The organism is Micrococcus sp. KRD077, assembly GCF_017168505.1.
Classification (GTDB): Bacteria; Actinomycetota; Actinomycetes; order Actinomycetales; family Micrococcaceae; genus Micrococcus; species Micrococcus luteus.
The window spans coordinates 1-11322 of sequence record NZ_JABFAZ010000040.1; the positions used below are offsets into that span (position 1 = coordinate 1).

Sequence of the window (11322 nt, forward strand, 5' to 3'; positions counted from 1 at the left end):
CCCCTGACGGCCGCACCCCCGCCTCCCCGCGCTTCCCGGAGATCGAGCGCCGCATCCTGGCGTACTGGGACGAGGACGGCACCTTCCAGGCCTCGATCGACCAGCGTCCCGCCTTCAACGAGGACGGCTCGCAGAACGAGTTCGTCTTCTACGACGGCCCGCCCTTCGCCAACGGCCTGCCGCACTACGGCCACCTGCTCACCGGGTACGTCAAGGACCTCGTGGCCCGCTACCAGACGCAGCAGGGCCGCCGCGTGGAGCGCCGCTTCGGCTGGGACACCCACGGCCTGCCCGCCGAGCTCGAGGCGATGAAGCAGCTGGGCATGACGGACAAGTCCGAGATCGAGGCCATGGGCATCGACAAGTTCAACGAGGCCTGCCGCTCCTCGGTCCTGAAGTACACGGACCAGTGGCAGGACTACGTGACCCGCCAGGCCCGCTGGGTCGACTTCGAGAACGACTACAAGACCCTCACCCCGGACTTCATGGAGTCCGTGATCTGGGCCTTCTCCGAGCTGCACCGCAAGGGCCTGACCTACCGCGGCTTCCGCGTCCTGCCCTACTGCTGGAACGACGAGACCCCGCTGTCCAACCACGAGCTGCGCATGGACGACGACGTCTACAAGATGCGCCAGGACCCCTCGGTCACCGTCACGTTCCCGATCACCGGCCTCCCGGCGGACCCCGCCCTCGTGCCCGACGGCGGCGCCGACGCGGCGCTCGCCGCGCACCTGGCCGGCGTCCACGTCCTGGCCTGGACCACCACGCCCTGGACGCTGCCGACCAACGCGGCCCTCGCCGTCGGCCCCCAGATCCAGTACGCCGTGGTGCCGGCCGGCCCCGAGGGCGCGACCGCGGACGGGGACCGCTTCCTCCTGGCCGTGGACCTGGTGGGCGCCCACGCCAAGGAGCTCGGCTACGCCGACGCCGACGCCGCCCGCGCCGCGGTCACCGAGACGATCCCCGGCGCCCGCCTCGGCGGCCTGGCCTACGCGCCGCTGTTCACGGACGTGTTCGACGCCCACCGCGGGGAGACCTTCACCGTCAACGGCCGTGACCTCGGCGTCGAGGGCGCCCACCGCATCCTCGTGGACGACTACGTCTCCACCGAGGACGGCACCGGCGTGGTCCACCAGGCGCCGGCCTACGGTGAGGACGATCAGCGCGTGTGCGAGGCCAACGGCATCCCCGTGCTGCTCTCCGTGGACTCCGGTGCCCGGTTCCTGCCGCTGTTCGCCCGCGAGGACGTCGGGCGCGGCGACCTGCGCGAGATCGCCGGCGTCCAGGTCTTCGAGGCCAACCGCACGATCATCCGCGCCCTGCGCTCGCTGGGCCGGCTCGCGCGGGAGGCCTCCTACGAGCACTCCTACCCGCACTGCTGGCGCTGCCGCACGCCGCTGATCTACCGCGCGGTGACGTCCTGGTACGTCAAGGTCACCCAGATCAAGGAGCGCATGCTCGAGCTGAACGAGGAGATCACCTGGATCCCCGGCAACGTGAAGCACGGGCAGTTCGGCACGTGGGTCGCCAACGCGCGCGACTGGTCCATCTCCCGCAACCGGTACTGGGGCTCGCCCATCCCGGTGTGGGAGTCCGACCACCCGGACTTCCCCCGCCAGGAGGTCTACGGCTCGCTCGCGGAGATCGAGGAGGCCTTCGGCCGCCTGCCGCGCAACGCCCAGGGCGAGGTGGACCTGCACCGCCCGTGGGTGGACGACCTCACCCGCCCCCACCCGGACCCCGAGGCCGCCGCGGCCGGTGCGGTCATGCGCCGCGTCGAGGACGTGCTGGACGTCTGGTTCGACTCCGGCTCCATGCCGTACGCCCAGGTGCACTACCCGTTCGAGCGCGCGGACTGGTTCCCCACGCACAACCCGGCGGACTTCATCGTGGAGTACATCGGCCAGACGCGCGGCTGGTTCTACACCATGCACATCCTGGCAACCGCCCTGTTCGACCGGCCGGCGTTCTCCAACGTGATCGCGCACGGCATCGTGCTCGGCTCGGACGGGCAGAAGATGTCCAAGTCGCTGCGCAACTACCCGGACGTCACGGAGGTCCTGGACCGCGACGGCGCGGACGCCATGCGCTGGTTCCTCATGGCCAGCCCCATCCTGCGCGGCGGCAACCTGATCGTCACGGAGGAGGGCATCCGCGAGGGCGTCCGCCAGGTGCTGCTGCCGGCGTGGAACGCCTACCACTTCTTCACCCTGTACGCGAACACCGCGCACGACGGCGGCGCCCGCCCCGAGGGGTACCGCGCGCAGGAGCGGCACACCGCCGAGGACCCCCTGGACCAGTACATCCTGGCCGCCACGGGCCGCATGCTGCGGGAGGTCAAGACCGGCCTGGACGCCTACGAGGTCTCGGACGCCACGGACGCGCTGCGCGGCTTCATGGACACCCTGACCAACTGGTACATCCGCCGGTCCCGTGAGCGGTTCTTCGACGAGGACACCGTCGCCTTCGACGTCCTCTACACCGTCCTGGAGGCCTTCACCCGGGCCGCCGCACCGCTGATGCCGCTGATCGCCGAGGAGATCTGGCGCGGCCTCACCGGCGGCCGCTCGGTCCACCTGACCGACTACCCGGACGCCGACCTGTTCCCCCACGGGCCCGAGGCGGACTCCCTCGTGGCCCGCATGGATGCCGTGCGCCGCATCAGCTCGGCCGGCTCGGCCCTGCGCAAGGGGGCCGGGCGCCGGGTGCGCCTGCCACTGCCCCGCCTGTCCGTCGTCGTCCCGGACGCGGCGGGCCTCGAGGGCACCTACGCCCGCATCGTGGCGGACGAGCTGAACCTCAAGGACGTCGAGCTCACCGAGCTCTCGGAGGAGGCGATCGCCCGCTACGGCATCGGCACGGAGCTGAAGCTGAACTTCCGCGAGCTCGGCAAGGCGTTCGGCAGGCAGGTGCCGCTCGTGAAGCAGGCGGTCGACGCCGGCGCGTACGAGGAGACGGCCGAGGGCCTGGCGGTCACGCTCGCCGACGGCGAGACCGTGACCCTGGCCCCCGCGCTCTACGAGCTGCGCACCGTCTCCACCGGTGCCCCCGAGGGGACCGCGGTGGGCGTGCTGCCCGGCACCGCCGGCTTCCTCGTGCTGGACACCGAGGTCTCCGCGGAGCTGGCCGCCGAGGGCACCGCCCGGGACGTGGTCCGCGCCGTCCAGGCGGCCCGCAAGGACGCCGGCCTGGACGTCTCCGACCGCGTGCGCACGCGGATCGAAGGCCCCACCGCCGTCGTGGCGGCGCTCGAGGCCCACCGCGGTCTCGTCGCGGAGGAGACCCTCACGGTGGACCTGGAGCTCGTGGACTCCGGCGCGGCCGACCCGCGCAAGGACCCGGCCGACGACGCCATGAAGACCGTGGCCGTCTCCGTCGCGAAGGCAGACGCGTGATGCGCGGGGACGTCCCGGGCACGGTCGAGGAGGTCTACCGGGACCTGCTCGCCCGCGCCCCGGAGAACAAGATGCAGCCGCGGCTCGAGCCGATGCGGCGCGTGCTCGCGCTGCTCGGCGACCCGCAGCACGCGGCCCCGGTGATCCACCTGACCGGCACCAACGGCAAGACGTCCACGGCGCGGATGGTCGAGGCCGTCCTGCGCGCCTACGGGCTGCGCACCGGGCGCTACACCTCGCCGCATCTGCAGCGTGTCACGGAGCGGATCAGCATCGACGGCGCCCCGGTGGCCGACGAGACCTTCGTGCGCGTGTGGGGGGAGATCCTCCCGATCGTGCAGACCGTGGACGCGGAGCTCGAGGCCGCGGGCGAGGTCCCGCTGACGTACTTCGAGGCGGTCACCACGCTGGGCTTCGCGGTGTTCGCGGACGAGCCCGTGGAGGTCGTCGTCCTCGAGGTGGGCCTCGGGGGCGTGACGGACGCGACCAACGTCGCGGACGCCGTCGTCTCCGTGGTCACCCCCATCTCCCTGGACCACACGGACCTGCTGGGGGAGACCGAGGCCGAGATCGCCGAGGAGAAGGCCGGCATCATCAAGCCCGGCGGCGCCCTCGTCTCCGCCGCCCAGGAGCGCGACGCCGCCCAGGTGCTGCTCGAGGCGGCGCAGGCGGCCGACGTGCCGTTCCGCTTCGAGGGCGTCGAGTTCGGCGTGCTCGAGCGCTCCCTGGCCGTGGGCGGCCAGCAGGTGTCCGTGCGTGGCCTCGCGGCCGAGTACCGGGACCTGTTCCTGCCGCTGCTCGGGGAGCACCAGGCGCAGAACCTCGCGGTGGCCGTGGTGGCCCTGGAGATGTTCCTGGGCGGCGGCGAGCGACCGCTGGACGAGGAGCTGCTGCGCGAGGGGCTGTCCCAGGTCACCTCGCCCGGCCGGCTCGAGGTGCTGCGCACCGCCCCCACGCTCATCGTGGACGCCGCCCACAACCCGGACGGCGTGCGGGCCACGGCCCGTGCGGTGCAGGAGGCGTTCGGCTTCACCCGCCTCTCGCTGGTCGTCGGGATCCTCCAGGAGAAGGACGCGCCGGGCATGCTCGCGGCGCTCTACCGGGCGTTCGGCGACGACGTGGAGGACCTCGCGGTGACGCAGTCCTCCTCGGCCCGCGCCATCCCGGCCGGGGAGCTGGCCCGCATGGCCGTCGACGCCGGCTGGCCCGAGGACGACGTGTACGCCACCGAGTCCGTGCCGGACGCCCTCGAGTGGGCGGTCGGCCGCGCGGAGGCCCTCGAGACGAGCGCGGACGAACTGGCCTCCGGCACCGGCGGCGGTGTGCTCGTGCTCGGCTCGATCACCCTGGCCGCCGAGGTCCGCACCCTCGTGGGCGAGCCCCGCCATGCCGGCCCCGTCACCGTGGCCGCCCGCGGCCTCGACCCCGCCGACCTGCTCGACGCCGTCGGGCTGGCGGACGCCGACGAGGACGACCTGGACCCGGAGATCCTCGAGCTGCTCGAGGACCGCGACGACGCCGGCGCCCGCCGCCGGACGGAGGAGGACCGATGAGCCCCGACCAGCCGGAGACCGGAGGCGCCCCGGAGCAGGGGCGCTTCGGCGACGAGTCCTGGCGCCCCGAGCGCGAGACGCGAGCCCAGCGGCAGTGGCGCCCCGGCACTCGTCGGCGCCGCCGCTCCGTGCGCGCCCTGTTCACCTCCACGATCCTCATGCTCGAGGCGGTGCTCATCTTCTTCCTCGGACTCATGCTGTTCGGCATGCACCGGGACGAGCCGGGCGCCTGGTGGTTCGTGGCGGGCTACTCCGCGCTGGCCGTCGTCGCGGTGCTGACCTGCGCCCTGGTGCGCAAGCCCGTCGGCATCGCGATCGGCTGGGCGATCCAGGCCGTCCTGCTGGCCTCCGGCTTCTGGGAGTACTCGATGTTCGTGGTGGGGGCCCTCTTCGCGCTGACGTGGGCGTACGCCGTGATCAAGGGCGGTGCCATGGACGTCGAGAACGCCCAGCGCGACCGCCTCGAGGCCGCCTGGGAGGCCGAGCACGGACGCTGAGTCCCGGGCCCCACTAGGGTGGAGCGGGAACCGGGCCGCGCTCGCGGCCGTCCGACGACGCTAGGAGCACACCCCATGACGCACCACACCGAAGAGACCCTCGTCCTCATCAAGCCGGACGGGGTGGCCCGCAACCTGGTCGGCGAGATCCTCGCGCGCATCGAGCGCAAGGGCTACGTGATCGCCGACCTGAAGATGCTCACGCCCACCCGCGCCATGTTGGAGCGCCACTACGAGGAGCACCAGGGCAAGCCGTTCTTCGAGCCGCTGGTGGCGTTCATGGCCTCCGGCCCCGTGGTGGCCGCGCGCGTCACGGGCGATTCGGTGATTGAGGGGTTCCGCTCGCTGGCCGGCAAGACCGACCCCACCGTGGCCGCCCCGGGCACCATCCGCGGCGACCTGGGCCGGGACTGGGGCGAGGCCGTCCAGAAGAACCTCGTCCACGGTTCGGACTCGACCCTTTCGGCCGAGCGCGAGCTCGCGATCTGGTTCGGCTGAGCCCGTTCCGGGCCCGCACGACGGCGGCCGGTCACCCTGGTGGGGTGACCGGCCGCCGTCGTCGTGTCCGGTGGGGGAGCTTAGGCTCAGTCGATCCCGACGACCCCGAGGCCCAGTTCCAGCAGGATCGAGGCGAACACCAGGACGTAGAGGAGCACGATCACGGGCCAGGCCAGCTCCCGGGCGAGGCGGACGAGACCGGCCGGGGCCGGCAGCGTGCCGGTCTGCAGGTTCCGGGACGTCACAAGCACGAGCTGGGCGATGACCATGGCCCACACGATCATGCAGTAGAGGCAGAGCGTGCCGATGCTGTAGACGGCCGAGTACCAGAGCCACACGCAGAACGCGAAGCCCGCCAGGATCCCCGCGTTCATCAGCAGCCAGTACCAGCGGGCGAAGCGGGCGCCGGCGAGCAGGGACATCCCCACGGTGATGAGCACGGAGAACGCGACCACGCCGATGTACGTGTTCGGGAAGCCGAAGGTGTGGGCCTGCCACGACTGCATCACCTGGCCGCAGGACACCCACGGGTTGAGGTCGCAGGACGTGCGGTGCGTCGGGTCCGCGGTGAGGAGGGCGCGCTCGACGATGATGATGATGGTGGCCGTCAGCGCCACGAGCGAGGTGATCAGGAGCAGCGCCGCCGTGCCCGCGGGCCGGGCGTACCAGGTGAGCCGGGCCTCCTCGGCGGGGATGTCGTCGGCGGGGGAGAGGCGGATGTCGTCCGTCAGCGGGGTCGCAGGCATGGACACGATTCTAGGCGCGTGCCCGGGGCGGATGTGAGAGAATCGGCCCTGGCCGTCCCGTGGCCACACCGCGGGGCAGCCCGCTGCGCGCCCGACGTCGGGCCGCCGCCGAGGCGCCCCCGCGTCGAGCATCGTGCGGGAGGTGGACGCCGGGCTTCGCCCGTGCGCGTCCGTGCGCCGGCCGGCGGACGGCACGTGACGCCCAGGCCCCGATCTCGAGGGCGCAGCGGTTCCGCGCCGGGCCCTGACGGTCGACGCGGTCCACCCGATGACTTCTCGGAGTCCGCCTCCCGGCGCACCCGTGGCGCACGGCGCCCGGGGCAACGCGGCCGGCGGCGGACGCGGACACGCCGGGCGGCGGCGAGTGTGGCGTCGTCGGTCGGCGGGAGGTGCTGCCATGGCGGCCAACAACGAGGACACGACCCGCGCAGACGAACGCGTGGAAGAGACGGCCGAGCAGGCCGTGACGCAGACCGCGGCGGACACCGCCGACGGGGCGGAGCCGGAGCGGACCGCCGCGTCCGACGACGCCGCGGACCCGGCCGAGGAGCCGAGCGCGCCGACGCTGCAGGTCGACCCGACCGACCCGTTCGCCGTGCCGGCGAACCTGATCGAGGTCCTGCGCACCGAGACCACGTCCCGGCAGCGCTCCGAGGACGAGGACGCCGGAGAGTCCGAGGACCGGGCCGAGGGCGCCGTGGTCTCCCGGCGGCGCCGCCGACGCCGCCGCGGTGAGGTGGACATGGAGCTCGACGGCGGCGAGGCCGGCGATCCCGAGCACACCGTCACCCGCGTGCGCGCGCCGCGCCAGGCCGTCGGCACCGCCTCGGACACCGTCCAGAGCGTCAAGGGATCCACCCGGCTCGAGGCGAAGCGCCAGCGCCGCCGCGACTCCCGCTCGGGCGGGCGTCGCCGCACCGTGATCACCGAGGCCGAGTTCCTGGCCCGCCGCGAGGCCGTGGACCGCAAGATGCTGGTGCGCCAGCGCGACCAGCGCATCCAGATCGCCGTGCTCGAGGACGGCGTGCTGGCCGAGCACTTCGTCTCGCACACCACGCAGGACTCGATGATCGGCAACGTGTACCTGGGCAAGGTCCAGAACGTGCTGCCGTCCATGGAGGCCGCGTTCGTGGACATCGGCCGCGGACGCAACGCCGTGCTCTACGCGGGCGAGGTCAACTGGGACGCCGCCCAGCTGGACGGCAAGCCGAGGAAGATCGAGAACGCGCTCAAGTCCGGCGACACCGTGCTCGTCCAGGTCACCAAGGACCCGGTGGGCCACAAGGGCGCCCGTCTGACCAGCCAGGTCTCCCTGCCCGGCCGCTACCTCGTGTACGTGCCGGGAGGCTCGATGACCGGCATCTCCCGCAAGCTGCCGGACGTGGAGCGCTCGCGTCTGAAGAAGATCCTCAAGGACCACCTGCCGCAGGACGCCGGCGTGATCGTGCGCACCGCGGCCGAGGGCACCTCCGAGCAGGAGCTGCAGAACGACATCAACCGTCTGCGCGCCCAGTGGGAGGGCATCCAGGAGAAGGCGTCCGGCACCAAGGTGCTCGCCCCCGAGCTGCTCTACGCCGAGCCGGACCTGACCATCAAGACGGTCCGCGACGTCTTCAACGAGGACTTCTCCGCCATGCTCGTGCAGGGCGAGGCCACGTGGGACAACATCGAGGCCTACGTGACCTACGTGGCCCCGCACCTGCTGGGCCGTCTGCACCACTGGGTGCCGGAGGACCACGACGGCGAGGACCTGTACGCCACCCACCGCGTGGACGAGCAGCTCCACAAGGCGCTCGAGCGCAAGGTGTACCTGCCCTCCGGCGGCTCGCTCGTGATCGACCGCACCGAGGCCATGACCGTGGTGGACGTGAACACCGGCAAGTTCACGGGCTCCGGCGGCAACCTCGAGGAGACCGTCACCAAGAACAACCTCGAGGCCGCCGAGGAGATCGTCCGGCAGCTGCGCCTGCGGGACATCGGCGGCATCATCGTCATCGACTTCATCGACATGGTGCTCGAGGCCAACCGCGACCTCGTGCTGCGCCGTCTCGTGGAGTGCCTGGGCCGGGACCGCACGAAGCACCAGGTCGCCGAGGTGACCTCGCTCGGCCTGGTCCAGATGACGCGCAAGCGCATGGGCACCGGGCTCGTGGAGGTGTTCTCGGAGACCTGCGAGCACTGCGCCGGCCGCGGCATCCTCATCCAGGACACGCCGGTCGAGCGGGGCCGCTCCGGCGGTGAGCAGCGCGGCGAGGCGGAGGGCCGCCGTCGTCGCCGGCGTCGGGGCGACGGCGAGGGCGAGCACGCCCACGCCGCCGCGGCCACGACGACGGGCGCCGAGCACGCCGACTCGGAGGACGAGCGGCAGCGCCGTGAGCGGGCCGAGGCCGCCCGGGTCGCCCTGCACTCGATCGCGAAGGCCTCCGGCAAGGTGGCCGAGGACGAGGCCCCCGCCCAGGAGTCCGCCCCCGCCGAGCAGGCGGCGGACGCCGCCGAGGACTCCGCGGCCGAGGCCGTCGAGGCCGCGTCGGCCGGGCCCGCGGAGGCCGGGCAGCCGGCCGGGACGGACGAGGAGGAGACGCCGCGTCGCCGGCGTCGTCGGGGCCGCCGCCGCGGCCGGGGCCGCACCGAGGAGTCGGCGGACACCGGCGCCGAGGACGCGGGCTCCGAGGATGCCGCGCGGTCGCACGACGATGGGCTCGCCGAGTCCGCCGGTCAGCCCCGTCAGACCGAGGAGGAGGCCGCCTCCGAGGCCCCTGGGGCCCCTGAGCACCAGGATCCGGTCGTGCAGGCCGAGGAGGCCGTGGCCGCCGTCGCGGAGCCGGAGGCCGATGCCGAGGCCGAGCCCACGGAGGATGCGGCCGAGCAGGGCGACCGCCCGCGCCGGTCCCGGCGTCGCCGGGGTGGCCGTGGCCGGTCCCGGCGGGACGGCGAGGCGGCCTCGACCGAGACCGACGCCGAGGACCAGGGCGCGGAGCGCGCCACGCCGTCGCGACACGACGCCGCGGACGCCGAGTCCTCGGCGGCCGCGCCCGCGGAGGACGCATCGGAGCCCGTGCCCGCCAAGGATGCCCCGGTGCCCGTGCCCGCCGAGGATGCCCCGGTGCCCGTGCCCGCCGAGGATGCCCCGGCGCCCCGGCGCCGCCGGTCCCGCCGGGCCTCGAGCGACGGCGTCGTCCGTCCGGCCGCCGGTGCGGACGCGTCCGCCGAGCGGACGGCCGACCGCACGGACGCGGCTCCGGTGGAGGCCACCGAGCCCTCGCCCGAGGAGTCCACGGACGCCACCGAGGTCCACGAGCAGCCCGCCGCCCCGGCCGCCGTCGAGGAGGCCGTGATGGTGGAGCCTGCGGCGACCGAGCCGACGGCGGCGCCCGCGGCGGACGCGGAGCAGGCGCCCGCCGCGGACGCCCCGGCCGAGACCCAGGCGGCCCCGACCGCCCCGGCGCCCGGATCGCCGCGCCGGCGCTCGCGTCGCGCCGTGTCGTCCGACGGCGTCCACGTCCAGGTCCAGGCCGCGCCCGGCGGCGCCCAGGGCGGCCGCTTCACCGCGGCCGTGGCCGAAGCGTCCACCCCCGCCGAGCCGCAGGGTGCCGCCCCGGTGATGCTCGGCGTCGGCGTGAAGGCCGCCGACCTGGCCCGGCGCGGCCGCTGACCGTCGTCGGTGCCGCCGCCCCGGGCCTGCCCCGGGCGGCGGCGACGCGCCGACACGCCTCTGTTTGGTCCGGATGCCCGGCAGCGAGTATGCTGGACCATCGGTGTTCACCGCCCGCACGCCCCCGCATGTCCCGGTGAGGGACCGCCGGACCCGGACGCAGCCGCGGTCGAGGTGCGGGCGAGCAGAACCCGATCTGATCCATTGAAACGTCGAGAGAAGTGAGTCCCAAGTGGTGTACGCGATTGTCCGCGCTGGCGGCCGCCAGGAGAAGGTTTCCGTCGGAGACCTCGTTACCCTTGACCGCGTTCCCGCTGAGACCGGTGGCTCCGTCGAGCTGCCCGCTCTGATGCTGGTGGACGGGGACGAGGTCAAGGCTGGCGCCGATGCCGCCGGTGTGAAGGTGACCGCCGAGGTCGTCTCCCACTCCCGTGGCAAGAAGGTCGTCATCATGAAGTACAAGAACAAGACCGGCTACAAGAAGCGCCAGGGCCACCGCTCTGAGCTGTCCACGGTCAAGATCACCGGGATCGCCTGAGCCGTCACCGGCACCGGCGAAACCGAGCATCCGAGAGGTTAGGCAACAGCAATGGCACATAAGAAGGCCGGCAGTTCCTCGAAGAACGGCCGCGATTCGAACCCGCAGTACCTCGGCGTCAAGCGCTACGGCGGCGAGGACGTCAACGCCGGCGAGATCATCGTCCGCCAGCGTGGCACCAAGTTCCACCCGGGCCGCAACGTCGGCCGCGGCAAGGACGACACCCTCTTCGCGCTGTCCGCGGGCTCCGTGGCCTTCGGCCAGCGCCGCGGCCGCAAGGTCGTGGACATCGTCCCCGCCGCGGAGTGATCTGACACTCGTGCGGTCTGCGTGCGGACCCTCGCCCGGCGAGGACACCCGCACCCCCTGACGCCCCGGCGGGGGCGGGCCCGGCATCCACCGGACCCGCCCCCGCCGTCGGCGTCTCCGGCCCCTGGGCCGTC

Annotated in this window: 8 protein-coding genes; 7 read left to right on the forward strand and 1 reads right to left on the reverse strand. The window is 73.3% G+C overall.

Features of this window, described 5'->3' with window-relative positions:
- From ileS to ndk, 4 genes are all read left to right on the forward strand, one after another.
- Positions 1–3395 (forward strand): isoleucine--tRNA ligase (gene ileS / locus J1M39_RS09685; RefSeq protein ID WP_206496732.1); only part of this gene is annotated, 3395 nt, incomplete at its 5' end.
- A complete protein-coding gene (locus J1M39_RS09690; protein ID WP_206496733.1) occupies positions 3395–4948 on the forward strand; it encodes a bifunctional folylpolyglutamate synthase/dihydrofolate synthase in 1554 nt (517 codons plus the stop codon). The genes ileS and J1M39_RS09690, both read left to right, overlap by 1 nt.
- Positions 4945–5445, forward strand: coding sequence for a DUF4233 domain-containing protein (locus tag J1M39_RS09695; RefSeq protein ID WP_073115421.1), 501 nt, complete (start codon positions 4945–4947; stop codon positions 5443–5445). Before J1M39_RS09690 ends, J1M39_RS09695 begins: the two co-directional genes overlap by 4 nt.
- 75 nt (positions 5446–5520) lie before the next feature.
- Positions 5521–5943, forward strand: coding sequence for a nucleoside-diphosphate kinase (ndk, locus tag J1M39_RS09700; protein ID WP_012750845.1), 423 nt, complete (start codon positions 5521–5523; stop codon positions 5941–5943).
- An 86-nt stretch (positions 5944–6029) separates the two neighbouring features.
- On the opposite strand, the gene J1M39_RS09705 is transcribed toward ndk, so the two are convergent.
- On the reverse strand, positions 6030–6689 hold the full coding sequence (locus J1M39_RS09705; RefSeq protein ID WP_041104903.1) for a vitamin K epoxide reductase family protein: 660 nt from the start codon (positions 6687–6689) through the stop codon (positions 6030–6032).
- A 397-nt stretch (positions 6690–7086) separates the two neighbouring features.
- Here J1M39_RS09705 and J1M39_RS09710 point away from each other — a divergent pair, with 397 nt between their 5' ends.
- The 3 genes from J1M39_RS09710 (at position 7087) to rpmA (ending at position 11188) form a co-directional block, all read left to right on the forward strand.
- The gene (locus J1M39_RS09710) at positions 7087–10341 is read left to right on the forward strand and encodes an Rne/Rng family ribonuclease (RefSeq protein ID WP_080772589.1); all 3255 of its coding nucleotides are present in this window, start codon (positions 7087–7089) and stop codon (positions 10339–10341) included.
- 232 nt (positions 10342–10573) lie between these two features.
- Positions 10574–10879, forward strand: coding sequence for a 50S ribosomal protein L21 (rplU, locus tag J1M39_RS09715; protein WP_002853919.1), 306 nt, complete (start codon positions 10574–10576; stop codon positions 10877–10879).
- A 51-nt stretch (positions 10880–10930) separates the two neighbouring features.
- A complete protein-coding gene (gene rpmA / locus J1M39_RS09720; protein WP_002853915.1) occupies positions 10931–11188 on the forward strand; it encodes a 50S ribosomal protein L27 in 258 nt (85 codons plus the stop codon).
- Positions 11189–11322: the final 134 nt, after the last annotated feature.